Source organism: Rhodoferax sp. LB1P47 (assembly GCF_056521445.1).
Genome location: NZ_JBWMAU010000001.1, coordinates 485,598 through 510,800, shown reverse-complemented (window position 1 = coordinate 510,800; position 25,203 = coordinate 485,598). Strand labels below are relative to the sequence as shown.

Here is a 25,203-nt window from a genome sequence, read left to right as displayed (position 1 = left end):
GCGCACTGCGCAAGCCTTGGGGGTTAAAACAGCAGAGGGTTACAGGCTGATGATGCGGATTTCGTCGTTGCCGTTGACCGGGTTCAGGTGCAGGTCAAAGCCGATCAACCGCATACCGCTGATTTCTTCTTTCTTGGGGTTCAGCAACTGCGCAGAAGGCGCGTGCAACATGATCTTGTTGCCGCTGGTGTTGCCAATCACAAAGCCAATGCCCTGTGTGGTGTTGGCCTTCACCGATGCGTACATGGCCACTTCTTGGGCTGCGGTCAGGTCTAGGCTCATGCTGCCCTTCACGTCGCGGTCGGTCAGCACCACTTGCTCATTGGTCAGCATGGGCACAAAGTTCACCGCGTTGCCCCAGTCCAGCGTCAAACCGGTACTGTTGTAGGAGGTGCCGCCCGCCAACGCGCCCGCCGCGTAAGTGCAGCCAATATTGATGTCGGTCACGTTCGCTTTGGTCACCGTGGGCGGGGTCTTCCAGCCCGTCAACACTGCCGTGGCATTGGCAATAGCGCTCACGCCCGCATCCAGGCCCACAAAGTCAAACGTCAGCTTGGGTGCTTCGCCCGACTTGGCGGATAGTTTGACCGTGCCACTGGCTCCCAGCAGCTTGTGCAACAGGCCATCGTCATACCAGTAGATCGACAGCGTTTTCAGCAGGTCGGTGGCGGGCAAGTACTCCACGCGGTTCGGTGTGGCCAGGCCTGTGGTTTCGGCATGCGCACAGCCCACCATCAGCGCACCCCAGGCCGGGGCCGTTGCCGCCAGGCCCGCGCCGGCCAGCATCACGCTAAAGCTGCACTTCACGCTGGCCGTGGTCACCAGTTGTTGGCTACCGCCAAACCACGGGGTCACCACCGACATATCTGCCGTCTTGATGTCCAGCGGGGTAATGCTCAGGTCCATCACCTGGATGGCGTTGGCCGCACCGGTGGGCACCGCATCGGTGCCGCTGGTGGTTTCAATCTTGGCCAGCACAACCGTCTTTTTAATTAAACGTGGCATGTTTCAATCACTCCAAAGGGGTTTCAACAGTGGCGACGGTCGATGCATCCACAGCAGGCGCATCCAGGTCCACCCAATCGGTCAGCTCCGCGTCCCAGCGGTAGCGACCACCGCCCGGCACCAGGTGGTTCTCAGGGGTGCGCTCAGGCACGGCCCCCACCTCGGCCACGGTGGCTACATCAGCCACCGCGCCATCTAAATTCTTCTTTGCCATATCAGCTCCAGTAATAAGTAACCAGTTGGAATTCGTCCACCCACCACAGGCGGCCATCGCCATCCATCTTCAGCAAGCGCCCGCCGGTAAACACCACCGCCTCGCCGGTTTGGCTATCCGGCACCCAGCCCACCAGGGCGGCACGCAGGGCCATCCGGTAGGCATGCAAATCGGCCACCGCCGCCGCGCCCGTGGCATCGCGGCGGTTGGTAATGCACTGCACCACACCAAACGCCTGCACCACCCGCTGGTACGTGCCACCCAGCACCCCCATGTCTTCTGCGTTCTCAGCCAGCGGCTGCACAAACGCAGCGGGTGTTGCCACCACACCGTCAATGGCGGCATCCAGATCCGCCACCCCACCCACTGACCGCAGGGCCGTGAGCTGGGTTTTGAGGCGCGCAATCACCGGTGCCAAGTCCATGCTCAGTAGCCCGCCAGCTGGTCCGTACCAAACACACGGCTAGACGTACGCACCGCCACTGCATTGCCACCGCCACCCGTGGCGGGCGCGGGCGGCGTGATGCCCACCAGTTGCGCGTCGCCATGGGCTATGCGTTTGAGCATGGCCACAGCGTCCTCGTAGCGCTGGCGCACCGTGGCAGGCACACCGTCGTCATACAGCCGGTAGCGCGCCAGGTCACACGCCAGCCGCACCAGCACCACGGGGGTGCTGCTCAGTGGCAGCGTGTAGCGGGTGGCCAGGTAGCCGTCAATCTCGGCATCCGCATCCACCAGTGCCCGGCCCAGCACCACCGTGTCGATGGTCTGGCCATCCACACGGTTGGTGCGCTGCGCCAGCTCTTGTGTGCCAAAGCGGTCTACCAGGTCGGCTTGGGTGGCGTAGGTCATGGTGATTGGCTCTCAGGTTTATGCCCGCTGCGCTTTAGGCCGGGTCGGTATTCAAAGACACCGCGCCCACTTCCAACAGTTGCGCCAGGTCGGCAGTGCGCACCGCAAAAGTCTCATTCACCGCCACGGGTGTGCCGTCGTACAGCACGGGCACATTCGCAGTCACTTGCTTGGTTTCTGCTGCGTTGGTAGTCGTTGTTTTAGCCATGATTTCTCCTTTAAGCCACGATGTTTTGGAAGAAGTAACCGGCATCGTTGGCAGAGATCACCTCTTTCACCGACTCGCCAGCGCGGATGCGTTGTCCACCGCGCAAACCAAATTTAGGCTCGGGAATGCTGCCTGCGATGCGGGTGCCAAACTGGGCGGTAAAGCCAAAACACGGCTGGCCCGCATCTGCCAGGTCGGCACCCACATACACCAGTGCGCAGTGCTTGCCCCACACGCGTGCAAATGTGGCCGCCTGGCCCCGGCGTGCGGTATTCACAAAACCCGATCCCACCACCACCTCCTTTACCTCCAGCAAGTCCGCAAGCTGCTGGCGGGTAATGGCACCGCCGGTCTGCGCACTGGCATTGGCCGCCTGGATCAGGCGGGGGTGCTGGCGCATCTTGGTCCAGCCTGCCTGGCCCAGCACCACTTTGTTTGGCCGGAACAGCGGGATATCCAGCGCCGCCAGCAGCGCATCGAGCGGGTTGCTGTTAGCAAAGTCGCTCCACTGGCTGGTGCCACTCAGCGTGGCCTGGTTTGCGCCGGGGTAAGTGCCCGCTGCAAACACCGTGTTGGCCACGCGGATTTCGCGGTCCAGCAGCACCAGGCCCGTCAGCAGCGTGGTGCTCTTGGCCTCGGGACTGATTGCGGTGGAGGGCTTGGACATAGCCGCCCAGGATTCCACTTCGTCATTGGGCAGCAGGTCATCCAGGCCCCAATCGGCGCATTCATCGGGCACCTCCGTGCCGCCAAAGTCCACCATGGTGGGTTCGCTCTTGCGGCCCACGCGGGTGTTTGGCACGGTGTAGCCATCGGCAGCGGTGTATTTGGTGTACTTGAACTTCTTGGCTGTGATGATGCGTGGCAGCACCGTATCGGCAATCAGGTCGATGTCGCGGTTTTGGTAGCCAATGGCTACTGCGGTCAACTCGGGGTTGATGGGAAAGGCGGTGGTACTCATAAGGTTGTTCCAGAAAAGTTAAAAATCCAGCGGAAAGCGCAAATTGCAGCGGAGCTTTAGCCCTGCATCACGCCTGGTTCCAGCAGCACGCGGATCACATCGTTTGCAGCTACAGCCGCATCCAACGCCAAGCCAATCAAGCGGCCATTCGTGCCCGCAGCAGGTGCCGACGTGATGGCCCGGCCCGTTGCATCGCTAGTCACCGGGTCACCCAGCGCCACCACGGCACCGGCTTGTACCCAGGCAATGCCCTGCAATAAAACGTCGCAGTTTTCGCCGGTTGCCGGGCCTACGTCACCGCACACGCCCACCATGGCATCGGTGCTTGCAGCGGTCATTACCACCGTGTCAGCAGCAGAAAATTTGACAATGCGAAACGGCGTAATTGCCGCGCCCGCCTTGAAGCCCTTGAATAAAAGAGGGTTGCTCATAAAAACTCCGGTTGGGTAAAAAATGCACCAGCGCGTTAGCGCGAGCGGTTAACGTTGCCGTGCCACCTGCGCCACGGCGTGGGCGTAGGGCATGCTTTGGCCGCTGCGTTCAGCCTCGGCCTGGTACTTGGTAGCTGCCGTGGCAATCGCCTCGCCGTCGTTCAGGTCCACACTGCCCGCAGCCGCCCGCGCAGCCGTAGCCACCTCGCCAAACTCCACCGCAGGCGGCAGGGCCAGCAGCATGGTTTTGAATGCGTCCAGCAGTGGCGCACGGGCCTCACCCTCGCCAAACTCCACGGCGGTGGGCTGGGCGGCAAAGTGGTCCAGGGCGGCTACCGTGGTAGCCATCCACGCCGGGCGAATACCGGCCACGCCCTCGCAAAACGCAACGTTGGCGGCATGCGTCTGGGTGGCTTGCACGGTGGCAAGGGCGGCGCGCAGGGTGGCGTTTTCTGCCTCAATGGCGGCTTTTTGTTCAGGGGTCACAGTGGTGGGCTCCGGGGTAGTGGTCAATGGGGCGGAAAACGCAATGGCGGGGGCCGCTGCGGCAGTGGTTTCAAGGCTGTTGGTGGTTGCCAGGGCGGTGGTGGCGGCTTGCTCCAGGTTCTTGACCTGGTAGCCCGGCAGAGCCACATCGGCCTCGGCCTGGCCGAACTTGCCAATGAACCAATCGCGCAGGCCGCGCCACAGGCTGGCGTTGTCTGTATCGGACCAATCAGCAAACGGCACGCCCTCGGTAAAGCACACGCATTCGTCAGCATCGGCAGTGGCATCGGCAAAGGCGGGGGCATCCAGCCCCTTCACACCGGGCGCAGCCGCGCCCAAAAAGCCGATGTGGCGCAAGTACCAAATACCGGGCCTGGGGTTGCTCGGGTCGGTGGGGCGGTAGAACTTGGCGCTCACCGTGCCCCAGCGCCCGGCGCGCACTTCTTCGGCAAAGGCGGGGTCTACCTGGTCGGGCTTGGCAAACAAGCCGCGTGCATTGGCCACCAAGCCGCCCGCCCAGCCTTGGGCCGGGTCGTCGGTGGCGGGGTGGCCGATCACGATGGGCGCTTTTGCCACGGCGGGGTCAAACGCAGCGGCACTGGCGGCCAGGTCGGCGGCGCTGAACTCGATGCGTTCACCGGCCATGGTGGTCCAGGTGCCGGGCTTGAAGATGTGCAGCAGCGCAGGTGCTGCTGCGGCATTTGCGGCGGAATGGGGTGGGTTTGCTTGGTGCATGCCGCTACTGTCGGCGGCATGGGGTGTTGCGGCTAAATCAAATGGTTTAGTGTTTTGCACTGCCCTCGCGCGTGGGAGGGCTGGGGCAGGCTGGGGGGGCTGGGGTGCCCGGTTGGTGGGCTGGATGCGCGGTGGGTTTGCAAGGTTGCGCCAGGAATGGAGGCAAGGGCCTTGGCCGTGTTCCCTGGCTCCCCAAAACTTTAGCGCAGGCCTTGGGGGCGGTGTGTGCCGTTTTACGCTTGCAGGGCGTTTTAAACGGTTGGCGGGCCTATGTGTCGTCCAGCCCAGGCAAACGGCCTTGGCGCTTCAAGAACTGGTCACGCTGCCAGCTATCCACAATGTTGCGCACTTGTTGCTCAGACATTTTGTACTTGCGCGCCAGTGCCTTGTAGTCGCCCCGGAATTCTTGGCACATTTTGATGTTGCGCGGGGTCAATTTAAACGACGTGGCCATGGGGATGTAGAGGTTGCAGCCGCCGTGGTCGATAGAGATGCGGTCTGCCTGCTCCAGCGCCAGCCGCGCTAGCGCCGCACCGCGCAGTGGGTCTGGGGCCAGCGCGGCAAACGTCTCCAGCAACTGCATGAACAGCGACGTAGCCAGGTCGCGCAGCGTGGGCGGGTAGGTGGCGTCAAACAGCACCTCCAGGGGTGCCAGGTCTTTGTGGCTGATGGGCTTCATTTGTCAAACTCCACGTTCGACCTGGTACACCAGGTCTTGAGGCTTTCGATCACGGTGTTGATCTGGTAGCCGTTGAGGAAGCGCCAGGCCTCTACCTTGGTCTGGCGCTTTACGTAGGCGGTCAGGGCCGCATCGGTATCCACCCGCACCACGCCCGCTTTGGCCAGCAACGCCCACAGCGCACGGGCCTTGCCCCAGCGTGCATCGCCCGCATCGCTGGCAGAGTGCGCCACCGCCCGGCGCGGGCCGGTGTACGCAGCCTTGGGCTTGCCTGCTGCTTGCGCTTGCAGGCCGCTCAGGTGAGCCAGCAACTGGCGGCGTTGGGGCACGGTCATATCCTTGGCACTGGCCTTGCCGGTGACGTGCAGCTTCAATGCCTGCGCGTCCTCGGTGGTCAGATTCAGGGCCTTGGTGGCGATATGGATGGCGGCCAGGTCGTTGTTGCGGGTGGCCGGGCCTTTTTTCGAGCTGTGCGCGGTGGCGGGCATGGTGCTCAGTCCTCCATCGGGTTCGGACCATCTCCCTGCACCCAACGGATGGCCGCTTCCACGCCATCTTCATAAGACATGCCGGGAAATTTTGAGCGTCCTTCCTCGATGAGGTCCGCGCTCTGTTTCAGCACTTCATAGATTTGGTTTTCAGTTGGTTTTTTCATAACTGCTCTCAGAGTACGGTGGCTATGTCAGCGGCAACGGCCATGGCGATGGCGATCCAGCACTGCTGCACATTAGGGTGCAGTTGCTCCCATGTGGTGCAGCTGGCGTGGGCTGGGGCCTGCTTGCTGCGCGCCCATGCTGCATGGGCCGTGCGGCCCAGTTGTTCAAAGCTCTTCATGCTGCTGATCCTTTATTGGCTGCGTACTTGTCGCAAACAGCTTTGGCCGTGGTGCGAAATCCGCCGAAATTGCACTGCCAGCTGGCGGTGTCATAAGGGGGCATGCGTTCCTCGCGCCTTTCCTGTCCATGCTGGCAGTTGCTGCACGACTGGCGCGTGTTGGCTGCGATGTAGCCCTGGTTTTTCTTGGCCACATTCGCGGCAATGACCACATTCGCGGCAATGGCCGCAACCTGGTAGCTGCTCATACAGCCTCCACAGCGGTTTCAATCTCAAACGGCGTGATGCTGAAATCCTCCAGCTCCGACACAAGGGTGATGCCGGGAATGCCCTTGGCCTTGTCTTTCTCGTTCAGCATGGCTTCTTTGTTCACCGATTCTTTGGAGCGGATGAATGCAGTCAGGCCCGCCAGTTTGAGGTAGGCAATCACAGCCTCTTCGCCCTTGACAGTGACGCTGGGCGGGCGGTTGCGCCAGGTCACCTCGCCGGTGACCAGGTTGGCCGTCTTGCCCTTGCCGCACAACTTCTCGCGGTTGGCTTCGCACCAGGTCTGCACGCCTGCCTGTCGCAGCTGGATGCCTTCGACCAGAGTTTGCAGGTCGCCTGCCACGGCCTGGGTGAGGTTGCCAATGGCATCGTTCAGGTCAGCGGTAATGCGCATGTGTTCGCGCTGCATGTCGCCGATGGACTTGATGCAGGTCTGGGTGTCGTCCAGCGTCTGGCAGACGTAGGTTTGGGCGGGTGCCTTGAGTTTTTTGGGCTTGGTGGCCATGGTGATTCCTTGATAGTGGTGGGTTTAGTGAACGTGGTGGCCATTGCCGGTATCGGGTGCGGTCTGCATGTGCAGGCCCAACTGCATGAGCACCTGGCCCATGCTGGCGCGGCAGCATGGATAGGCCTCACCCAGTACGCCCAGGGCGGTGGCCATGGCTGTGATGACGCGGGCATGGGGCTCGGCGGCGACGGTGTCCAGCAGCACGGCGGTTACGCGGTCGGACTCTGCGGCTTCTTGTTGCAGCGGCGTGGGCTGGGTGTTGTGGGGTGCGGTATTCACGGGGTTCCTTCGGTAGTGGTTTGTGTGTTGGGTGCAATGCTGCGCAGGTGCTGCTTGCGCTTTTCATAAGCCTCTTTGAGCTTGGGCATGTCGCGCTCCAGCAAGCCGCCTTTTGCTGCATCTTTGATAGCTGCCAGCGCAATGAGGGTCTGCGCGCTGCCCATCTTGCGTACTGCGCCGCATAGCCGCACATCACTGGTGGCGCGGGTGATGCCTGGGCCTGTGGGTTCCACGGTGGCCATTAGCAGCTCACGCCCCGGCTGGGCATGTGGGCAAAGTCCAATGCACCGGGGCGCAGCACATGGCTGGGTGGCGGCACGTACAGGCCGTGCATCACGTTGTGCTGGCGGGGCAGCACGGCTTGGGGGTGGCGGGCGGCCACCACGGGCACAGCGCGGCCCTTGGGGCGGCCTGCGCCGGGCAGGTCTGCACTGGGGTTCACAAAGCACGGGCGCGGCGGCTTTGCGGGGGCCATGTGCACGTTGGGCACGGGCAGGCTGCTGCGGCTGTAGCGGCGCTGGGCTAGCGCACCGCTGGCATCTACCAGCCCGGTTTGCACAAGGTATTCCATGCGGTTGCGCAGGTTCTTGCTAGGCGTGAAGCCGCCCACTTGCTCGGCAAATAAATCGGTCAGGGTGGCAAAGCTGGCGGGGGCAGACCACTCTGCCAGGAAGGCCAGGATGCGGCTGTACAGCGGCGCGTGCGCAGCCAAGGGGGCGTAGGCGCGCAGCACGGGCACGCTGGCCGTGAAAGTGGTGGGGTTGTGCAGGGCGGTCATACGTTGGATTCCAGGGCGGCCAAGGCGGCCAGGGCAATAGCCATGGCGGCGCAGGCCAGCCATAGCGCGATGTGGGTCAGCAGGGGTTTCATGGCAACCTGCGGGGGGTAATGCTGCGGGCATCAAAAAAGGCGGTTTGCATCGCATTAATGGCGGCCCAGTCATTGGCAAAAATGCCTTTGCACTGGCCGCGTGAGCCGTCGGGCATCACGATGGTGATCAGGTAGCGGCGCATGGTTCAGCAGCCCGCAATCACTTGGGCATCCACCTGCGGCCAGCCTGCGCGGGCGGCGGCGTTCATCGCGCGGCACACCAGGTTGTTGACCACCAGGGGGAAGCACTCGCTACGCGCATCGCTGGGCTTGCCACCACGTGGCGTGTGCACCAGCCGGGCGCGGATAGCGTCGATGGCGCTAGGGGCAAACACATCGGCAAGCTTGAGGCCGGAGCGGGCAAACTTGTGGGCCAGGTAGCCCTCCAGTTCGCCATCCAGCGGTTGCAGCTCCACAACCTCACAACGTTGCATGACTTCGCGGACCTCGGCGTTTTGGCTGCCCAGGCGTTCACGTAGCTCCGGCTGGGCGATCAGAGCCACGCCCACCAGGCGCTGCATGCCGTCTTTGAGTTCCAAAAAGCGTTTGAGGTGCTTGAGCGTTGCGGTGGGCATGCAGTGGGCCTCTTCCACCAGGATCAGATGGCGACGGCCTGCGCGGCGGCTGGCCTTGAGCAGGTCGTGCACCTGCTGGAAGCGGGCCTGCGGGCTGCTCTTGCACTTCAAGGCTGGGTCCAGCGCGAAGGCGATGGCCTCGGCAATGTGGCTGCTCTTGAGGGTTTTGCCTTTTTGGTCGTTGCTCTCCATGGCCAGCACGTAGGGGCGGATCACCAGCACGCCGCTCTTGTCGGATTTGATGCGCTCCTCCAGGTCTTCGGCCAGGGTGGACTTGCCCGCGCCGGACTCGCCCACCACCGCGATAAAGCCGTGGTTTTTGGCGGTATCAAACAATGCGGCGCGCACGTAGCGCACGCTGGGGGTTTGGTACACGTCGTCGCAGCTCTGCACGTCGTCCACAAACGGATTGCGGGGCAAATTGAAGTGGGCGCGGGCCTCGGGGGTCAGGGTGGCGTTTTGGAGTAGCATGATTTCCTCTGGAGTGGTTGGGGTTACGTTTTCAGCTTCTTCGGGGACGGCCTCGGCAAGGTACGAACTTGCCGGGGTCAACTCGTTTTGGGGCAGTGCGGGCACGGGCTGGGTAGCCAGCGCAGGCACTGAGTCCAGTTGTTCAGGGGTCGCGCCCTGCGCGGCCAGCCAGGCCAGCACACGGGCGCGTACATCGTCGGCACGCTTGCCCAGGCCCGCGCTGCGGGCAGGCCAGTTGCCATGCGCTACCAGGCGGCTGGTGGTGCTGCGGCCCATGCCGGTGGCCCGGCTCAGGTCAGCTTGCGTCAGGCGCAGGGTGTTCAGCAAAGCTTGCATATCAGCCACCTACAGCACGCAGGCCGGGGCGGTTCTCCAGGCGGGCTTGCAGGGCATCCAGCGCGTCTTCGGGCACACCATCGGGATACCAGTTGGCAATTTGCAGATTGCGCTCTCGGGTCATTTCCACACCCATGCGCACTAGCTCGGCGGCAGCTTCAAAGCCGCTGAGTACGCGGGCCGGTGCGGTGGCTGTCTTGATGCTGGTTACCAGCTCGGTGCCACGGCGGGGCATGAAGGCGCGCTCGGGAGCCTGTTCAATTACCTTGAACGGGTCGATACGGCCACCGAACGGCGTGGCATTGGCGCGGCGCTTGGCATCCGCTTCTTCTTGGGTGGCTGCGTCATAGGCAAAGCGGTCCACTTCCTTGCGGTTGGTGTCGGCGCGGGTGTCGGCGTGGCGGGCGTAGTCTTCGCCGATCACGTTGGCGGCTTCGCTGAAACCCGCGTCGTCGCGCTGCACCAGGGGCACGCTGTGCAGCAGCTCCATGCCACTGGTGTCGGTGTCTACCACCAGGGCGGCATCCAGCACGTAGGGGTTGTGGGTGATGTGCAGCTTTTCGCCCACCATCACGTTGGGCACGGTGCGCACGTCAAACTCGCGGCCTTTGAACGAGATGGTCAAAAAGTCGCTGACCTTGCGGGTTTCCGGCGTGTGGGTCAGCAGCTCGAAGCACAGCTCTGCGGGCGGGGCAATGCGCAACTGTTCCTGGCTGATGGTCAGCCACTGGTCAAACCGGGTTTTGCCGTGGCGGCTGTGTACCTTGTTGCCGTTGAACCAGCAGGCCCAGCGCTGGGCCTGGGCGTTCAGCTCGGCCAGGTCGCGTACCGGGCGCAGGCGCAGGCCCGCTTCAAAGCTGCGCTCAATCAGGTTACGGGCATTTTCTACCTGGCCGGTGGCGCGGGCATTGCCAGGGGCGTGGGCTATCAGCTTGACTTGCAGGCGGCGCGCCAGGTTGGCAAACAAGCCGCTGGTGTTGGCGCTGCCCATGTCCATCATCAGGATGAAGGGCACGCCGTGGAATGGGTCGCTCTGGGGGCCACCATCGCGCTTCTGGATGGCGGCAATGAAGCTTTCGGCCAGGTTGGTGCCGCTCTCGGCACCCAGCACGTAGTTGACAAAGATGGCACCGCTGTTGTGGTCGGTGACCTCATAGGACCACACGCGGTCTGCCTCAATGCGCTTGAGGTTGGCGGGCTTGTTCTTGTAGAACTTGGCGCGGTCCATCACCTGCAAACCGCTTTCCTTCTCATTGCGGGCGTTCAGGTAGTACAGGACGCACATGGATGCGTCGATCTGCCAGACGTGGTTGGGGTGCAGGCTTTTAAGTTCCATGGCCGGGGCGGGTTGGTTGAGTTGGTCGGGGTGCAGGCCGTAGCCGCGCAGGGCGCGGGCAATGGCCGAATCGGACAGAGGGGTTACCTCACCCGTGGCGGGGTCGATGCGCTCTGCACGCACCTCGCCGTTGGCGCGCATCACGTCCACGGCCTGGCCAATGGACATGAGGCGCTTGCCGGTTTTGCGATGGCTGACCATCAGGGCGGCGCTGATGGCGATGGCTTCCTCGCGGGTCAGGCTCACATCGCCGGCATCGCTGCGTTGTTTGCGTTCGGGTTTCACGGTTACTTTCTTCAGATGGCGGTGCAGCGTGGCGGGGCTGATACACAGCGCCGCGCACGCCGCGCCGTAGATGGCCTGCTTGCCGCCGCTGGGCGCGGCTGCGGCGGCAACGGCTACCTGCACCAGGCGGGTAATGGCTACGGGGCTGAGGGACATGCGCAGAGCGGTTGGGTGGGCTGGCGGGTGTGCGGGGCGGGCGGCTTACTTGTCCCACTCGGCCATTTCTGCGGCCAGCTCTTGATCGGCTGCTGCGGACACGTCGGGGAGGTCATAGGACTCGCGCAAGGCCATGATCTCGGCCTGCAACTGGCCCACCAGCCCCGCCATAAATATTTGGCTGTCGCCGCTTCCCTCATGGGCCTCGTGGTGCGCCCACAGTGCGGTAAACGCCTTGCGCATCTGGCCCCGGATGCAGCCCTTGGCATCGCCCATGAAGGCCGTCGTTTCCTTGTGCAGCTCGGTCAGCACGTCATCGGGCGTGGTCTTTTGGATGCGGCGGCTGAGCTTGTCGATCTTGGCGTTTTTGTCGGCCATGAGCTTGTCGTCGGCCACTTTTTCGGCGCGGGCCTCGGCCAGTTTGGTGCGCAGCTCACGAACGCCCATGTTGGCGATGTCGTCTGCAACCATGCCGCGCACCGTGCCGCCATCGGCCAGTTCAGCCATCTCGGTGTCGTCCAGCACCAGCAGCTCCAGCAACTTGCTCTGGCTGTTGGCTACCTTCAAAAGGGTAGACGTCGAACCTTTTGAAAACTTCAGGGATGCGGCCATAAATTTCTTGGCCGTCTGGTACTCAATGCCCAGCAGCTCCAGGCGTGGCGTGAACTCGCCATGCAGGCTGGCTTCTTTCAACAGCACCAGCCGCTTTCCCAGCTCCAGGCAGGCCTCTGCCGTGCGCTGCTGATAGAAGCGGATACCGTCCTCCAGCGCGCCAACCGACAAGGCCCCGTCATAGCCCAGTTGCTGGGCCAGGGCCACCACATTGGCCTCGGTGTCGCGGGTGATGGCTGCCAGTTGGTTGGCTGCGTTCACTTCTTCTTGCACTACGGCTTCGTTCATGGGGATGGCTTTGCTGACGGTTGCGGGGGTCAATGGGCGGGACATAGGTTTCCTGGTGGTTGCAAAGAGAAGGGGTTACAAAGGCACGGCGTAGCGGCTGGAGATTTCATCCAGTTGCCGCTTGGCCGCATTCAGGTTGGTGGATACGGTGACTGCGATGCGCACAAACTGCACACCCAGCCGCCAGCGGTTGGTGCCGTCCACCCGCTCTACAAAGCCGGTGGCGGACAGTGCGGGCAGGTTGACGCTGACCCACGGCGGGGGCACGTCCAGGCCTTTGGCGATTTCTGCCGGGGCCAAGCCCAGCAGCTCGTGCCCAGCCAGCAGGCGGAACAGGTCGCAGGTCTTTTGCACCGGCTTGGGCAGGCTGTAGGGGATAGCGGGGCCCATTACTGCGCCGCCTTCGCCTGGTAGCAGGCTTCGGACTCCAGGGCCACCTGCACCGCCGAAGCAATGCGCGTTGCCATAGGGCCGGATTCAATAGCAATGTCGCCGTAGATGGTGGAGATGGTGAAGCCGCGCTCCATGGCGGGCACTTGCTTCGCCAGGGCGTAGCGGAGGTCTTGGGTGTTCATGCGGAAAAGTCCAGTTCAGGGTTGGCGTGGGCGGAAACATTTGCGTGGTGGTAGGCCACCTGTTGCAGGTGGGTGGTGAGTGCGGCCAACGTCTGGGCGGTGTCGGCCTGGCCGGGATGGGCATAGAAGTTGGTCAGCAGTTGCAGGGCGGCGGCAAAGTCGCTGTTGAGCTGCACCATGTCTGCCGGGCTGGCGGTCTTGCCCTTGGGCATGTCCACCAGCAACTTGCCCGCGCTGGCGGCTTGCCAGCGGGTAGCCAGGTAGATGCCACAGGCGTTTTCAAAGGCGGGCACGCACACCAGGGGCATGCGGCCATTGCCGATCCATTTGTACAAAGCCCAGTGGTCTTCCAGCGCCATGCGCTCGGCAATGCGCTCCACGCTCAGGTTGTGGCGCTCATGTGCGAAGTCTTTGCAGCCCTTGAGGGCATCGCGCAGGGTGGCGGGCTGGTAGCGTTTCCAAAACGCACGGCGGCTTGGAATCATGGCTGGCCCCCGGCAAAACGGGCTTCCAAACAAATGCCATTTGTGCATCTGGTCGCGCTGGGCAGCAGGCGGCACAGTTGGGGCATCACAACTTTTGAAACAGGTGAACACATGGATGACAAGCACTTTGACGAGTTAGAGGGCCGCATAGAAGGCTTGGCACGGGCGGTGCTGGTGCTGGCATGGACGATGGAGCGGGAAACCAACATGGACGGCCTTAGCCTTAGTCGGGACTGGCGAGAGGCTGTGGCACCGGAACCCAGCAACCACACCCAGTGCAGCGCACGCAAAACGCTGCATGAGCTGGCGCAGGCGCTGGATGGTGTACGTACGAAGCACCAAGAATCGGTGCATCGCCAAAAGATGGCGCAGCTGGCCGCAACTCCGTTTGGGCAGGACTGATGGCCGTGGGCAGTACCACCTTGCCGTTTTTGCGGGTGCTGGCGGCCAGCAAGAGCGCATCGAAGTCACGCCCGATCAAGGGTGCGGCAGGGTTGAAGCCGTGGGGGTCGCGGGGCGTGCTCATTGCGCACCCTTCTTTGCCAGCAGCCCCAGGCGGCGGGCTTTGCCCCGGCGGTAGGTCACCGCGCCGCAGCTCTTGCCCAGTGCTTCGCCAATGGCGCTGCGGCTGTGGCCTTGCTCGGTCCCTTCCACGGTGGGGCGCAGGTCGGGGTCGAGCGCATCCAGGGCGGCGGCGTAGCGGGCGGTGGTGGCGTGGAGCTGGTGCTCCATGGCCTCGAAGGCATCCAAGAATTGCCACTTCCATTCGTCGGCCTCTGCGCCGATGAAGCCAGAGACGACGAACTGGAATCCTTTGGCGGTCAGCAGGTACATCGGCTGGCGCTTTCCTTGCTGATTGAGGTATGAGGACACCGCAAGGTTGCGGAGTCGTTCGGGACTTTGGGTTCGATTGATTAGTGTTTTGATGGATCGCAAAACGGTGTCGTGGCGCTTGCCAAAGTGCTGGGCGACCAGTATGGAATTGGTCATGGGCTTGCCGTCAACTACGGACACGACAAGAGTCTCGGGAAACAAGTCGGTATGCATGGTGGTCTCCAGGTTTTAGGTGGTTTGGATAAAAAGGTCAGCCATCGGTGCGAGGGCGTGGCGGGTCAGGTAGAGATAGCCCCGGCGGATGCGAACCAAGCGGCGGCAGGTCAACAACAGCACGCCTTCCAATGCTTGGCTGGTGTTCAGGCCAACGCTGGGCAGTCCATATAAAAGCTGTACTTGCTGAAAGGGCCGTGGGTGCTGGGCTACCAAGAACGCAAGCGCAGCACGCTCACTGGCAGTCATGGGCGCATTCATACGATGCCGTCCTTTATCCCCAGCAGTACGGCAATCCGGTGGGCCTGGCCGCGCAGGCCCTTCTTGGTTCCGTTCAACACCTGGCACGTCAGTGAGTAGCTGACTTGGTGTTGACGGGTCCAGCTGGCAATAGATGTGCCCGTGCGCAGGAACTGGCTGCGCACTTGGTCGCGTGTCTGGAGAGGGGTCATGGTGTAATTGGCTTTGTTGGTTGAATTACGTTGTGATGGTTGAATCATAGTGCAAATATTTGCACCATTCAAGACAAGGTGCAAATATTTGCATGATAAATATTCGAATCCGTGAAGAGCGGGAGCGATTGGCGCTCACCCAGCCCGCCTTTGCGGAGGCTGCTGGTACGAAAAAAAGAACTCTTATCGACTGGGAGAAAGGAGCTTCTTCGCCCACAGCCGTGCAACTGTCTGCACTGGCGGCCATCGGTGTAGACGTTCTCTACATCCTCACGGGAATGCCGTCGCAGGTAGGCACAGCCAGTCAGAAGCTGCGCAACTCAGATTCGCCGCCACTGGTGCTTCAGACACCCCAGGCCGCGATGGATCGCCTGCTGCCCAGCAAGGCCCCGTCGCCCGCCACCAAGTCGCTCACGCCCCGCCAGAAGGCCCTACTGGCCAACTACGAAGCCACGGACGAGGCGGGCAAAAAGATCATTGAAGGCACGGCTTCTATGGCAGCGCAACACAAGGCCCGGCGTGCGTAAGCCCGCCAACGACACCAGTTTTTAACTAGGAAGGAAGCGACAGATGACCACCAGCAGCCAACTGACCACGGCCGAAGGCATAGAGCGCCACGAACGGGCGCAAGAGATCATTGCGGACTTTGAACGGCAACACGCTTTTAACTTGCCCGCACCGTGGATTGCCGCCGTAGGCACGCTGCTGCTACGCGGCTTGAGCGACCCCAGCTTGCACTTGATTTTTGAGACGGTGATGCGCGTGGAGTTTGATGCAGGGCGGCTGGCTGACCGTCCCATTCCATCTGCGCCGCTGGATTGAAGACTAAGCGGGACTACCGCTTTCACTCTGAATTTCGTATGAAGATTTAACCAGGAAGGGATTTACTGATGAGCGAACTCAAGACGCTGGCCGGGGCCGTTGCCGGGCTAGGCGGCGAAGTCGAATACCAAGCTGCGCAGGGCTCGGTGCTGCTGTGCGCGGTACTCGCCTTGGTGCAGTCACACCCGCAGCCTGCGGCTTTTGCAGCCGCGTTCCGCCAATGCTGGCTGCGCATTGGCGCACCCAACCAAGCACAAGTTGACGGCTCGCAAGCGAGCGCTGGTATTGCAGAAATGCTGGGGATGTTGGAAGAAGCATGTGCTGTGCCGCTGAATGTGCGGCCTCCTCAAGGCTGATTTTTTACGTCTGGATGCGAGCCTCTCTATGGGGGAGGTGCATCACAAAATTGCCACAATGCTTTTTCTGCAATGGGCCATGGTGTTAACGTTGCCGCCAAAGAATGCACCAGCGCGCCCAGGGGGCGCAGGGTCTGAACCGGGCAGCTTGCTGCGACACTGAATGCGCGTGTGTGGGCGGTTTGTAATGTAGGAAGCATGTTTGCCGTCTCGTAGTTGCAAATTGGATGCCACTGCGCTGAACCAGCGCAGTGGCTTTTTTACTTACCGGCCCAGCTCAAGCAGACGGGCACATTCGCCAGCGGGGCGTGACGGTGGGCCGTTCACGCTTGGCCTGGCGCATCACATACGCACGTGCCTGGACAAGCGGCACCATCGGGCTGGGCAGGTGTTCCGGTTTGGTGACTGCCAGAACCGGGGCGACGACATCCACAACCCAGGCGCGCACACTGCGCAGTACGTCCGCAATAGACGCGATGGTGGCGTGCACGAGGGCAATTAGGGAGAGGCGGAAAACTTTCATAAAGTCCTTTTGTGAGAGTGGTGCAGTGGCTAGCTGCGATTGACCCTTGCCGTGGCGGGGAAAACTCTTGAGCTGCTACGGCGCAGTGCCCACCGCCATCTCGCCGCCCAGGGCCAGCAGCAACTCGGGGATCAACTGGCGCAGCTCGCCGGTGGCAATGGCTGCATCGGCATCAAAGCCATCCTCCTTTTCCTGCGAGGTGGTTTCAAACACGCCATCCAGGAAGGCGAGCTTTTTGAGCTGTAGCTGTTCGGTGAGCACGAAGGACACGCGGCCCTGCCAGGTGAGCGCTAGCTTGGTGGGGAGCTTGCCGGTGGCGATGTGCTGGCGGACTTCGTCAATGTCCAGCGCGTGGCGGCCATACCGTACGACGGATTTGGATTCGTCGGCGGCTTTGAGCTCGCACTCGCGGTCTACGCTGAAGCCTGCGGGCGGCTCCTGGCTGGTGAGCCAGGCGGCCATGGCGGTACTGGGCGACAGGCTGGTGTTGATTTGCAGCACGGCAAAGCCGTCGATGGCTTTGACCAGCGCGGTTACCACCTGGTCGGCGCGGGCCTGGTTGCTGGCATCCACCACCAAGGTGTGGGCGATGGGGTCGATCCACACCAGCACTGCGCCGCGCTTGGTGAAGGCCATGGGCAGCAGGGCCAGCTTTGCGTCTTCGCTGAGTTCCTTGCGCTCCTTTTTGCCGGGCTTGCGGCCTGTGCTGGTTTCAATTTCTACCAGGCGCTCTTGTACCTTGCGCTGGATCACCGCGCTGGGTACGGCCTTGCTCTCGAACATGAGCTTGAGCACGAGCTGGCCGCCCACGGACTCCAGCAGCGGGCCGTGGGGAATGTTGCGCGGTTCGGTCCAGCCCACGGCGAGCTCCTGGCTGGGGCCGCATTCGGTGAAGCGGTCTGCGCCCAGGGCGGCTTCGATGTGTGCCAGGTTGGCCGACCAGGTGGGGGCGATGCGGTAGATCAGCAGGTTTTTGAACATGTCAGTCGGCCTTGCGCTGGCCTGCCAGCACATTGCGCAGGGCGTAGCCGTCCAACGCCCATATCTTCTGCTTGGCGTTGTCGCGGGCAATACGCTGGCCCATTGCGGTGTCGAAGTTCTCGGGGCTAGCGCAGGCGCTTTCGCCCACGACATTGAAGCCGTTTACCAGGGTGAGGCAGCACACGGTGAGGGTGGTGCCGGGGAATACGTGGTACGCCTCTGCCTGGATGGTGTTCTCAATGTCTTGTGGCGTGATGCGGGGGCCTTTGGTGAGGCCCTGGGCTTGGATGGCTGTTTCGATGGAGTCCATGGGTTACCTGTTGAGGTGTTCAGAAGCCCCTAGCTTCGGGCCGCACGCCTGCCGCAACAAATCAAGTCTTTTACTGTTTCGCCTTGCGCGCGCGCGGCAAAGTTCGGGGCATGAACACCACCGAATCCCCACCAGATGGCCGATAACAACCGCACTTGGATTACCGCGCTAGTCTTGTCGGCCGCTGGGCTGGTGGGCATTGCCGTAGACGAGGGCTACAGCGCCAAGGCTTACCCTGACCCTGTGCTGGGCACTGCGGTGCCGACTATCGGCTTTGGCACCACGGGCGGGGTCCACATGGGCGACACCACCACGCCCGTGCCCGCCCTGCAACGCAAGCTGCGCGATGTGCAGAGCTTTGAGGGCGCATTGAAGCGCTGCGTGCAGGTGCCGCTGTACCAGTACGAGTTTGATGCCTATGTGAACCTGGCCTACAACATTGGCCCCACGGCGTTCTGTGGCAGCACCATCACCCAGCGGCTGAACCATGGCGACTACGCCGGGGCGTGCGAGGCGATTTTGATGTGGCGCAAGGCGGGCGACACGGATTGCTCTGCCCCTGGCAACAAGACCTGTGCCGGGCTGTGGCAGCGGCGCTTGCGGCTGCGTAAGCAGTGTTTGGGTGGTGCTGAAGGGGGGGTGCTGTGATGCCCGTGCCATTCCCTTGGTCGTGGCTGGTAGCCCCGGTGCTTGTGCTGGTGATGGGGGGCACGGGCTATCTGGCAGGCGACCGCGACCGCAATAACGCTTGGCTAGCCAAACAGGCGCTAGTGGAGCGCCAGGCGCATGCCGCCTATGAGGCCGAGGTGCGGCGCGGGCAGCTTGCCGCCAGCCAAGCCATCACGGAGCAGCGTGCGCTGCAAACCAATTTTGAAACTCTGGAGGGCAAATTCAATGAACTTCGTGCGCGTGGGCCTTTGGTGGTCTTTCGTGGCAGCAGCAACGGGGGTGGCGCTGTACCTGGTACTGGCGCTACCACCGCAGCCACTGTTTATCGGGCTGGAGTGGGCACACCGCCGCCTGCGGGGCTGGATGCAGGGCATGGGCCGGGCGCGGAGGTGGGTGCTGCTTCTGGCCCTGCTGTGGGCCTCAGCCTGGGCGCTGTGTGGATGTGGAACAGCGCCCTTGCCGCCACAGACATGCCCGCAGGTGCCTGCGGAGCTGCTGACACCGCCGAGCCAGCCTGTGCTGCTGATTCCGGCATCGACCTGGCCGCAGCCTGGGCCAACCAGGCCATGAATGCCAAGAGCTGTGCGCTGGACCGGTTGCGGTACCAGCAGTTGATTGACTTTGTGACTACCGGGCCGCACCCATGACGATTGAGCTGAATTTGCCGAACCTGCTGTTCATTTTGTTTGCCATGTTGGGAGCGTTTTGGGCGCTGGTGAAGGTGATTGTGGGCCAGTACGAGAAGTCACTGGACACGCGGTTTTCCACTTTGAACCTGTTGATTGCCAAAGACCAGGAGCTGACCCGCGAGCTGGAACGTGAGCTGCTGCGATTGCAGTCGGAGCTGCCGCGTACGTATGTGCGGCGGGATGAATACCAGCGCGAGTTTGAGGCGTTTGGCGCGGCATTGCAGCGGGAGCTGGTGCCTATTCGCGCCAGCCAAATGCGGGTTGAAGATTTTCTGATGAAGAAGTGACGTGATTTTTTTGATGCGAGGGTTTTATGGCCACTGATTTTTCTGCCCACCTGAGTGAGGACCGGCGTGCTGTGGTTTTGCGCGTGCTGCTGGAGAGCGCGGGCTACACGGCCAATGAACATAGCCTGCATTCGATGGTGGAGCGGCTGGGGCACATGGTGTCTGGCGACCGCATCCGCACTGATTTGGCCTGGTTGCAAGAGCAAGGGCTGCTGGCGGTGGAGGATGTGGCCGGGGTGCAGATTGCGACGCTGGTGGCACAGGGCGAGGATGTGGCACGCGGGCGCAGCACGGTGCCGGGTGTGAAGCGGCCTGCCGCACGGCGGGGGGCATAGGCAATGGGCCGCAAATCTACGGTGGCGGTGCTGGATGAGGCCATCGTGGCCCAGGTGGGCCTGCTGATCCGCAAGGGCCGCACTATCGACGAAATTCTGGTGGCGCTGGAAGCCCTAGGGGCTGATGTGTCGCGCTCTGCCGTGGGCCGGTTTGTGAAGTCGGAACGGGAGAGCATGCGACAGTACGCCAAGGCGCAAGGCGTGGCCCGTGTGTGGGTGGAGCAGTTTGGCGCGGAGCCCGATGGGGATGTGGCCCGGCTGTTGCCGCAGATGCTGGAGGCGGTGGCCCACCGCACGCTGGAGGATATGACCGAGTCCGAAGAGATCAAGTCACCCGAGGAGGTGCGCGTGATGGCGCGGGCGCTGAAGGATTTGAGCGGGGCCAAGCGGGGCAATATCGACATCGAGCTGAAGATGCGCGAGGTGCGGGAGGCGGAGCGCAAGCTGGTGCTGGAGGAGCAGCGGGTCAAGTTGGAGGCTATGCCAACCAAGGCCGGTGTGACGGCGGAGACCAAGGCGGCGATCCGTGAAGCACTGGGGATTACATGACGCTCAAAGGCCGCGCCAAGTGCATTCCGAAAGACCGCGACGCGGTTTTTCTGCCGTTCCAGTCCAAGTGGATTCAGGATGATTCACGCATCAAGCTGATGGAGAAGTCGCGCCAGGTGGGCATTAGCTGGTCTACGGCCTATGGCACGGACGAGCGTGCCGCTGCACAGGGGGCCCGCTTTGACGAGTGGGTGAGTAGCCGGGACGATATTCAGGCGCGCTTGTTTATTGAGGACTGCAAGCTGTGGGCGGGCATCATGGGTTTGGCCGCGAAGGACTTGGGCGAGGTGGTGCTGGATGCCGAGAAGAAGCACAGCGCCTATGTGCTGCAGTTTGCCAGCGGGCGGCGCATTCACAGTATGAGCAGCAACCCCGATGCGCAGGCCGGCAAGCGGGGTTCACGGGTGCTGGATGAGTTTGCTCTGCACCGTGAGCAACGCAAGATGTGGGCGATTGCCTACCCCGGCATCACCTGGGGCGGGAGTATGGAGATCATTTCCACGCACCGGGGTTCTAACAGTTTTTTCAACAACCTGGTGCGCGAGGTGCGGCACGGGGGTAACCCCAAGAAGATCAGCTTGCACCGGGTCACCCTGCAAGACGCGTTGGACCAGGGCTTTTTGCACAAGCTACAGCAGGCCCTGCCAGCCGATGCCGAGCAGCAGGATATGGATGAGGCGGCTTATTTCGACTTCGTCAAAGCGGGTGCTGCGGACGCGGAGTCGTTTGACCAGGAGTACCAGTGCCTGCCATCAGACGACGATTCCAAGTTTCTGGAGTACGAGCTGATTACCGCGTGCGAGTATTCCGGGGGCACGCTGTGGCAGCGCGGCCTGGAGGGGCCTTTCCAGGGTCGCTTGTTCTGCGGCGTGGACATTGGCCGCAAGAAGGATTTGACGGTGCTGTGGGTGGTAGAGCAGCTGGGTGATGTGCTCTACACCCGGCATGTCGAGACTATGGAGAAGATGCGTAAGAGCGACCAGGAGAAGATTCTGTATCCATGGTTTGCGATTTGCGACCGCATTTGCATCGACTCCACGGGCCTGGGCATTGGCTGGGTGGATGATGCCCAGGACAAGTTTGGCGAGTCCCGTGTGGAGGGGGTCAATTTCACCGGGCAGGTGAAGGAGGCGCTGGCCTATCCCCTCAAAGGCGCGATGGAAGACCGCAAGGTACGCATCCCAGACGATCCGACGATCCGAGCCGACCTGCGTAAGGTGCAAAAGACCACCACGGCCGCCGGGAACATTCGCTTTGTCGCCGAGGCGGACAGCGCAGGCCATGCGGATCGGTTTTGGGCGCTGGCGCTGGCCAAGCACGCAGCATCTGCGCCCAGCGGCCCGGTGTTTGCCACGTCTCGCCCCATCCGCCCCGCGCACAGCATTGGCGGAATCAACCTGAACGGCTATTGAGGCCTTGTGAATTTATGGCAAACCTTTCCCCCCTGACCGACCAACTGGCCACCCGCGCCCGCAGCCTGGACTTTTCAGCGCTGGGCCTGCAACTGCCCAACCCCGACACGGTGCTGAAAGCCCAGGGCCGGGATATCTCTGTGTACCGCGACATGCGCACCGACGCTCTGGTGGGCGGCTGCATCCGCCGCCGCAAGAGCGCGGTGAAGGCGCTGGAGTGGGGCCTGGACAGGGGCCGCGCCGCCAGCCGCACGGCCAAAGCAGTGCAAGGCATGCTGGACGGCCTGGACCTGGAACGCATCATGGCCCAGATGCTGGATGCCACGCTGTACGGCTACCAACCGATGGAGGTGGGCTGGGCCAAGGTGGGCGGCCTGTGGATGCCTACAGATTTGCAGGCCAAGCCGCCCGAGTGGTTTTGCTTTGACACGGATGCCAACCTGCGCTTCAAGACGCGCCAGAACGCTACGCAAGGTGAACTGCTGCCCGAGTACAAGTTTCTATTGCCCCGGCAGGATGCCACGTACCAAAACCCCTATGGGTTTGCCGACATGAGCATGTGCTTTTGGCCGCTGGTGTTCAAAAAAGGCGGCATGAAGTTCTGGCTGGCGTTTGCCGAGAAGTTTGGCAGTGCCTTCATGATGGGCAAGCTGCCCCGCAGTGCCACGGCGGAAGAACGGGCCACGCTGCTGGACAGCCTAGATGCACTGATCCAAAACGGTGTGGCGGTGATTCCAGACGATGGCAGCATTGAACCGGTGGAGGTGGCGGGCAAGTCGGCCAGTGCCGATCTGTACGAGCGCATGGTGCTGCATTGCCGTGGCGAGATTGCGATTGCGCTGCTGGGCCAGAACCAAACCACCGAGGCCAGCGCCAACAAGGCCAGCGCCGGGGCCGGGCTGGAGGTAACCAAAGACCTGCGCGATGGCGATGCCGCCATTGTGGCCGCCGCCATGAACCAACTGATTGGCTGGGTGTGCGCGCTGAACTTCAACGGGGCCGAGGCCCCCGTGTGGAGCCTTTGGGACCAAGAAGAGCAAGACGTGCTGCAAGCGGCGCGGGACCAAAGTAACTACAAGGCGGGGGCGCGCTTCACCAATGCCTATTGGCAGCGTGCCTATGGCTACCAGGAGGGGGATTTGCAGCCGGATGTAGCGGCACCAGCAACCGCCGTGGCCTTTGCTGAGGGTGCAACCAAGCCCATCGACCCGATGCAAGCGGAATCAGGGATGCTGATCCAGCACGGCCTGTCTGCCTGGGGCGACATCATCGACCAGGTGCAAAAAATGGTGGACAGCAGCACCAGCCTGCCGCAGTTGCAGCAAGACATGCTGGAGGCCTATGGCGACTTGGATTCTGACAAGCTGGTGAAGCTGATGGCGGCGGCTGTGGCGCTGGCCGAGCTCAAAGGCATGGACAGCGCCCGCGTATGAGCGGGGCATTGGTGGCGGGTGAGGTGGGCTTTGGCACGCCGTTTCAGGCGCAGATCGACTTTTTGCGCCAAAAACTGCGCGTGCCCACGGATCACTGGGACGATATTCAAGGCCGAGCCCACGACCGGGCCTTTGTGGTGGCCGGTGCTGCCAAGGCGGATCTGTTGGCGGACCTACACCAGTCGATCATTGACCGCGCCAGCGATGGGCAGGGTTTGCGGGCGTTTCAAAAGGACTTCAAAGCCATTGTGGCCAAGCACGGCTGGACTGGTTGGACGGGTGAGGACAGTAAAGAGGGCGTGGCCTGGCGCACACGGGTGATTTACCAAACCAACATGTCCGTCAGCTACGCAGCCGGGCGGCATGTGCAGATGTCAGACCCCGAGGTACTGAAGCTGCACCCGTATTGGCGCTACATCCACAGCGACGGCGTGTTGAATCCACGCCCCCAGCATTTAGCCTGGCACGGATTGACGTTGCTGGCCAGCCACCCGTTTTGGCAGTCGCATTACGCGCCATGCGGCTATTTTTGCCAATGCCGCATCACGTCGGTGACCCGCAAAGAGGGCGAAGCCAGTGCCCGCGCCGGGCTGGGCGAGCCGCCCAAGGGTTGGGATGTGATTGACCCGCAAACCGGGGAGCAGGTGGGCATTGGCAAAGGCTGGGGCTACACACCTGGTGCCAGCCTGGCAGACGAAATGCGCGACATGGTGGCCGCCAAGGCCAGCAAGCTGCCCGGTGCGCTGGCCAAGGCGTTGACCAACGATGCGGAGCAGGTGTTTGGCACAGCGCCCAAGTCCTTGGATGACTTCATCCAGGCCGGGCGGGCTATTACAGAGGGGTTGCCTTCAGGTGCAACCCACCAAGGGGCGATAGATTGCCATGCTGCCTTGTTGCAGTTATTGCAAAAGGAGGTGGGGGTCAATGGTGCATGCCAAGTGGACTCTGTAGGCAAGGGTGCCAAATTGGTACACGAGGCTTCGCAGCGCTACCCCAATAGCTGGACGCAAAAGGCCGATGCGATGGGGCCGCTGTACGCGCGGTCTGCGGCGGGTACACGTGGCTACCACTATTCCACCCTGGTGGATTTGCCCGTGGCCAAACTGCCCGGCTTTAAGGAGCGCATGAATGCCACCGCAGGCACTGGATGGATTGAGGTTAGAGACGGCAGTATTGGCAACGCGGTACATGAGTATGCGCATCGCCTGCAAGCGGCTATGCCCGAACTGGATCGGATGTTCCAAGACCTGCACCGCAGGCGAACCGATGGTGATGCGCTGGAGCGGCTGCGGGATCTATTGCCGGTAGACGGCTATGCCGCAACGGAGTTGGCCCGCAAAGATGGCTACCGTCATCCCTATCAGGGCAAAGAGTATGCCCATGTGCCCAGCCAGCCTGCGTTGGAAGTGATGACGATGGCTTTTGAAGACATTTTGGGTCTTTCGCTGGCAGATGGCAGAACCGCCAGCAATTTTTCGGGTGTGTATGTGACGGATCGGGAGATGTTCGATTTTGTGGTGGGTTTGCTAAGATGGTGGAAGCCATGAAAAAGCATTACGAACTTCAGCCCTATGACCTTCGCGGAGATGCGTTGGTCTTTGACTGGGACAAAGAAACCGGGGAAGTTTCTGGCCCAGGCGCAGAGCTGATTCAGCGCATTGCAGCGGGGGTGTCCACATGCGCTCATCCAGCCCCATGGGGCTGGACGTTTTCTGCAACCCCTCTGAAAAACAACACCGATATGGCGGCCATCGTGGGCTACGAGCACAAGCTGCCGCCCGACCTGGCCGGGTTCTATCCCAAATTGCCAGACGATGACACGCCAGAAGTTAGCTATACCGATGCGAATGGCGTGTTTTTCGTTGGGCGCGACCTGCTGCTTTACTGACC

Annotated in this window: 43 protein-coding genes; 13 read left to right on the top strand and 30 right to left on the bottom strand. The window is 62.2% G+C overall.

Annotated features, from left to right (window positions below; genetic code table 11):
* Positions 1–39: 39 nt before the first annotated feature.
* From AC0969_RS02520 to AC0969_RS02405, 24 genes are all read right to left on the bottom strand, one after another.
* Positions 40–1,005 (bottom strand): phage tail tube protein, encoded by a 966-nt coding sequence (locus AC0969_RS02520; protein ID WP_479622549.1) that lies wholly within the window; start codon positions 1,003–1,005, stop codon positions 40–42.
* Positions 1,006–1,012: 7 nt separating this feature from the next.
* Positions 1,013–1,219: a hypothetical protein gene (locus AC0969_RS02515; protein WP_479622548.1), complete on the bottom strand. Its 207-nt coding sequence runs from the start codon at positions 1,217–1,219 to the stop codon at positions 1,013–1,015.
* Between the two features lies 1 nt (position 1,220).
* Positions 1,221–1,643, bottom strand: coding sequence for a phage tail terminator protein (locus AC0969_RS02510; RefSeq protein WP_479622547.1), 423 nt, complete (start codon positions 1,641–1,643; stop codon positions 1,221–1,223).
* A 2-nt stretch (positions 1,644–1,645) separates the two neighbouring features.
* Entirely contained in the window at positions 1,646–2,071 is a 426-nt protein-coding gene (locus AC0969_RS02505; protein ID WP_479622546.1) for a gp436 family protein, read from the bottom strand.
* Positions 2,072–2,105: 34 nt separating this feature from the next.
* The gene (locus AC0969_RS02500) at positions 2,106–2,279 is read right to left on the bottom strand and encodes a hypothetical protein (protein WP_479622545.1); all 174 of its coding nucleotides are present in this window, start codon (positions 2,277–2,279) and stop codon (positions 2,106–2,108) included.
* A gap of 10 nt (positions 2,280–2,289) precedes the next feature.
* Entirely contained in the window at positions 2,290–3,240 is a 951-nt protein-coding gene (locus tag AC0969_RS02495) for a phage capsid protein (protein WP_479622544.1), read from the bottom strand.
* A gap of 56 nt (positions 3,241–3,296) precedes the next feature.
* Complete coding sequence (locus tag AC0969_RS02490) at positions 3,297–3,671, bottom strand: DUF2190 family protein (RefSeq protein WP_479622543.1); 375 nt, start codon at positions 3,669–3,671, stop codon at positions 3,297–3,299.
* A gap of 48 nt (positions 3,672–3,719) precedes the next feature.
* Complete coding sequence (locus tag AC0969_RS02485) at positions 3,720–4,892, bottom strand: peptidase (protein ID WP_479622542.1); 1,173 nt, start codon at positions 4,890–4,892, stop codon at positions 3,720–3,722.
* Between the two features lie 268 nt (positions 4,893–5,160).
* Positions 5,161–5,571, bottom strand: coding sequence for a Mor transcription activator family protein (locus AC0969_RS02480; protein ID WP_479622541.1), 411 nt, complete (start codon positions 5,569–5,571; stop codon positions 5,161–5,163).
* Entirely contained in the window at positions 5,568–6,059 is a 492-nt protein-coding gene (locus tag AC0969_RS02475; protein WP_479622540.1) for a phage protein GemA/Gp16 family protein, read from the bottom strand. The genes AC0969_RS02480 and AC0969_RS02475 overlap by 4 nt, the downstream gene beginning before the upstream one ends.
* A gap of 5 nt (positions 6,060–6,064) precedes the next feature.
* Positions 6,065–6,226 (bottom strand): hypothetical protein, encoded by a 162-nt coding sequence (locus tag AC0969_RS02470; protein ID WP_479622539.1) that lies wholly within the window; start codon positions 6,224–6,226, stop codon positions 6,065–6,067.
* 8 nt (positions 6,227–6,234) lie between these two features.
* On the bottom strand, positions 6,235–6,405 hold the full coding sequence (locus AC0969_RS02465) for a hypothetical protein (RefSeq protein ID WP_479622538.1): 171 nt from the start codon (positions 6,403–6,405) through the stop codon (positions 6,235–6,237).
* Positions 6,402–6,653: a hypothetical protein gene (locus AC0969_RS02460; protein ID WP_479622537.1), complete on the bottom strand. Its 252-nt coding sequence runs from the start codon at positions 6,651–6,653 to the stop codon at positions 6,402–6,404. The genes AC0969_RS02465 and AC0969_RS02460 overlap by 4 nt, the downstream gene beginning before the upstream one ends.
* The gene (locus AC0969_RS02455) at positions 6,650–7,177 is read right to left on the bottom strand and encodes a host-nuclease inhibitor Gam family protein (protein WP_479622536.1); all 528 of its coding nucleotides are present in this window, start codon (positions 7,175–7,177) and stop codon (positions 6,650–6,652) included. The genes AC0969_RS02460 and AC0969_RS02455 overlap by 4 nt, the downstream gene beginning before the upstream one ends.
* A 24-nt stretch (positions 7,178–7,201) precedes the next feature.
* Positions 7,202–7,459 (bottom strand): hypothetical protein, encoded by a 258-nt coding sequence (locus tag AC0969_RS02450; protein ID WP_479622535.1) that lies wholly within the window; start codon positions 7,457–7,459, stop codon positions 7,202–7,204.
* The gene (locus AC0969_RS02445) at positions 7,456–7,692 is read right to left on the bottom strand and encodes a hypothetical protein (protein WP_479622534.1); all 237 of its coding nucleotides are present in this window, start codon (positions 7,690–7,692) and stop codon (positions 7,456–7,458) included. Before AC0969_RS02445 ends, AC0969_RS02450 begins: the two co-directional genes overlap by 4 nt.
* Before the next feature lie 8 nt (positions 7,693–7,700).
* Positions 7,701–8,237, bottom strand: coding sequence for a hypothetical protein (locus AC0969_RS02440; protein ID WP_479622533.1), 537 nt, complete (start codon positions 8,235–8,237; stop codon positions 7,701–7,703).
* A gap of 88 nt (positions 8,238–8,325) precedes the next feature.
* Entirely contained in the window at positions 8,326–8,472 is a 147-nt protein-coding gene (locus AC0969_RS02435) for a hypothetical protein (protein ID WP_479622532.1), read from the bottom strand.
* Positions 8,473–8,475: 3 nt separating this feature from the next.
* A complete protein-coding gene (locus AC0969_RS02430; RefSeq protein ID WP_479622531.1) occupies positions 8,476–9,711 on the bottom strand; it encodes an AAA family ATPase in 1,236 nt (411 codons plus the stop codon).
* A 1-nt stretch (position 9,712) separates the two neighbouring features.
* A complete protein-coding gene (locus tag AC0969_RS02425) occupies positions 9,713–11,488 on the bottom strand; it encodes an integrase (RefSeq protein ID WP_479622530.1) in 1,776 nt (591 codons plus the stop codon).
* 45 nt (positions 11,489–11,533) lie between these two features.
* Entirely contained in the window at positions 11,534–12,433 is a 900-nt protein-coding gene (locus tag AC0969_RS02420; protein WP_479622529.1) for a hypothetical protein, read from the bottom strand.
* Positions 12,434–12,463: 30 nt separating this feature from the next.
* Complete coding sequence (locus AC0969_RS02415) at positions 12,464–12,778, bottom strand: transcriptional regulator (protein WP_479622528.1); 315 nt, start codon at positions 12,776–12,778, stop codon at positions 12,464–12,466.
* Positions 12,778–12,963, bottom strand: a complete 186-nt coding sequence (locus tag AC0969_RS02410) for a hypothetical protein (protein WP_479622527.1) — start codon at positions 12,961–12,963, stop codon at positions 12,778–12,780. The genes AC0969_RS02415 and AC0969_RS02410 overlap by 1 nt, the downstream gene beginning before the upstream one ends.
* A complete protein-coding gene (locus AC0969_RS02405; RefSeq protein ID WP_479622526.1) occupies positions 12,960–13,448 on the bottom strand; it encodes a hypothetical protein in 489 nt (162 codons plus the stop codon). Before AC0969_RS02405 ends, AC0969_RS02410 begins: the two co-directional genes overlap by 4 nt.
* Before the next feature lie 111 nt (positions 13,449–13,559).
* Here AC0969_RS02405 and AC0969_RS02400 point away from each other — a divergent pair, with 111 nt between their 5' ends.
* Positions 13,560–13,850 carry a hypothetical protein gene (locus tag AC0969_RS02400; protein WP_479622525.1) on the top strand — a complete coding sequence of 97 codons (291 nt, stop codon included), beginning with the start codon at positions 13,560–13,562 and terminating at the stop codon, positions 13,848–13,850.
* A 120-nt stretch (positions 13,851–13,970) separates the two neighbouring features.
* On the opposite strand, the gene AC0969_RS02395 is transcribed toward AC0969_RS02400, so the two are convergent.
* Genes AC0969_RS02395 through AC0969_RS02385 form a run of 3 tightly spaced genes read right to left on the bottom strand, consistent with a single transcriptional unit; the run spans position 13,971 to position 14,947 of the window.
* Positions 13,971–14,495 (bottom strand): Rha family transcriptional regulator, encoded by a 525-nt coding sequence (locus AC0969_RS02395; RefSeq protein WP_479622524.1) that lies wholly within the window; start codon positions 14,493–14,495, stop codon positions 13,971–13,973.
* A 15-nt stretch (positions 14,496–14,510) separates the two neighbouring features.
* The gene (locus tag AC0969_RS02390; RefSeq protein ID WP_479622523.1) at positions 14,511–14,744 is read right to left on the bottom strand and encodes a hypothetical protein; all 234 of its coding nucleotides are present in this window, start codon (positions 14,742–14,744) and stop codon (positions 14,511–14,513) included.
* Between the two features lie 8 nt (positions 14,745–14,752).
* The gene (locus AC0969_RS02385; RefSeq protein WP_479622522.1) at positions 14,753–14,947 is read right to left on the bottom strand and encodes a DNA-binding protein; all 195 of its coding nucleotides are present in this window, start codon (positions 14,945–14,947) and stop codon (positions 14,753–14,755) included.
* Between the two features lie 92 nt (positions 14,948–15,039).
* Between AC0969_RS02385 and AC0969_RS02380 the strand changes: the two genes are divergently transcribed.
* From AC0969_RS02380 to AC0969_RS02370, 3 genes are all read left to right on the top strand, one after another.
* Positions 15,040–15,474 (top strand): helix-turn-helix domain-containing protein, encoded by a 435-nt coding sequence (locus AC0969_RS02380; protein ID WP_479622521.1) that lies wholly within the window; start codon positions 15,040–15,042, stop codon positions 15,472–15,474.
* A gap of 43 nt (positions 15,475–15,517) precedes the next feature.
* Positions 15,518–15,769 carry a hypothetical protein gene (locus tag AC0969_RS02375; protein ID WP_479622520.1) on the top strand — a complete coding sequence of 84 codons (252 nt, stop codon included), beginning with the start codon at positions 15,518–15,520 and terminating at the stop codon, positions 15,767–15,769.
* A gap of 68 nt (positions 15,770–15,837) precedes the next feature.
* Positions 15,838–16,125 (top strand): hypothetical protein, encoded by a 288-nt coding sequence (locus AC0969_RS02370; RefSeq protein ID WP_479622519.1) that lies wholly within the window; start codon positions 15,838–15,840, stop codon positions 16,123–16,125.
* Between the two features lie 277 nt (positions 16,126–16,402).
* Here the strand turns inward: AC0969_RS02370 and AC0969_RS02365 are convergent, their stop codons facing one another.
* From AC0969_RS02365 to AC0969_RS02355, 3 genes are all read right to left on the bottom strand, one after another.
* Complete coding sequence (locus AC0969_RS02365) at positions 16,403–16,648, bottom strand: hypothetical protein (RefSeq protein WP_479622518.1); 246 nt, start codon at positions 16,646–16,648, stop codon at positions 16,403–16,405.
* Between the two features lie 75 nt (positions 16,649–16,723).
* Entirely contained in the window at positions 16,724–17,629 is a 906-nt protein-coding gene (locus tag AC0969_RS02360; protein ID WP_479622517.1) for a recombination-associated protein RdgC, read from the bottom strand.
* Between the two features lies 1 nt (position 17,630).
* Positions 17,631–17,939: a Gp49 family protein gene (locus AC0969_RS02355; RefSeq protein WP_479622516.1), complete on the bottom strand. Its 309-nt coding sequence runs from the start codon at positions 17,937–17,939 to the stop codon at positions 17,631–17,633.
* 135 nt (positions 17,940–18,074) lie between these two features.
* Between AC0969_RS02355 and AC0969_RS02350 the strand changes: the two genes are divergently transcribed.
* The 9 genes from AC0969_RS02350 to AC0969_RS02310 are packed head-to-tail and all read left to right on the top strand — an operon-like array spanning position 18,075 to position 25,201.
* Positions 18,075–18,587 carry a lysozyme gene (locus AC0969_RS02350; RefSeq protein ID WP_479622515.1) on the top strand — a complete coding sequence of 171 codons (513 nt, stop codon included), beginning with the start codon at positions 18,075–18,077 and terminating at the stop codon, positions 18,585–18,587.
* Positions 18,587–19,255: a PspA/IM30 family protein gene (locus AC0969_RS02345; RefSeq protein ID WP_479622514.1), complete on the top strand. Its 669-nt coding sequence runs from the start codon at positions 18,587–18,589 to the stop codon at positions 19,253–19,255. The genes AC0969_RS02350 and AC0969_RS02345 overlap by 1 nt, the downstream gene beginning before the upstream one ends.
* Complete coding sequence (locus tag AC0969_RS02340) at positions 19,252–19,584, top strand: hypothetical protein (protein WP_479622513.1); 333 nt, start codon at positions 19,252–19,254, stop codon at positions 19,582–19,584. Before AC0969_RS02345 ends, AC0969_RS02340 begins: the two co-directional genes overlap by 4 nt.
* 26 nt (positions 19,585–19,610) lie before the next feature.
* Positions 19,611–19,919, top strand: coding sequence for a VpaChn25_0724 family phage protein (locus tag AC0969_RS02335; protein ID WP_479622512.1), 309 nt, complete (start codon positions 19,611–19,613; stop codon positions 19,917–19,919).
* Positions 19,920–19,922: 3 nt separating this feature from the next.
* Positions 19,923–20,468 carry a phage protein Gp27 family protein gene (locus AC0969_RS02330; protein ID WP_479622511.1) on the top strand — a complete coding sequence of 182 codons (546 nt, stop codon included), beginning with the start codon at positions 19,923–19,925 and terminating at the stop codon, positions 20,466–20,468.
* Positions 20,465–21,880, top strand: a complete 1,416-nt coding sequence (locus AC0969_RS02325) for a phage terminase large subunit family protein (protein WP_479622510.1) — start codon at positions 20,465–20,467, stop codon at positions 21,878–21,880. Before AC0969_RS02330 ends, AC0969_RS02325 begins: the two co-directional genes overlap by 4 nt.
* Before the next feature lie 14 nt (positions 21,881–21,894).
* A complete protein-coding gene (locus AC0969_RS02320; protein WP_479622509.1) occupies positions 21,895–23,313 on the top strand; it encodes a DUF935 domain-containing protein in 1,419 nt (472 codons plus the stop codon).
* Positions 23,310–24,860 (top strand): phage head morphogenesis protein, encoded by a 1,551-nt coding sequence (locus AC0969_RS02315; RefSeq protein WP_479622508.1) that lies wholly within the window; start codon positions 23,310–23,312, stop codon positions 24,858–24,860. Before AC0969_RS02320 ends, AC0969_RS02315 begins: the two co-directional genes overlap by 4 nt.
* Entirely contained in the window at positions 24,857–25,201 is a 345-nt protein-coding gene (locus AC0969_RS02310; RefSeq protein ID WP_479622507.1) for a hypothetical protein, read from the top strand. The genes AC0969_RS02315 and AC0969_RS02310 overlap by 4 nt, the downstream gene beginning before the upstream one ends.
* The last annotated feature ends 2 nt before the right edge of the window (positions 25,202–25,203 follow it).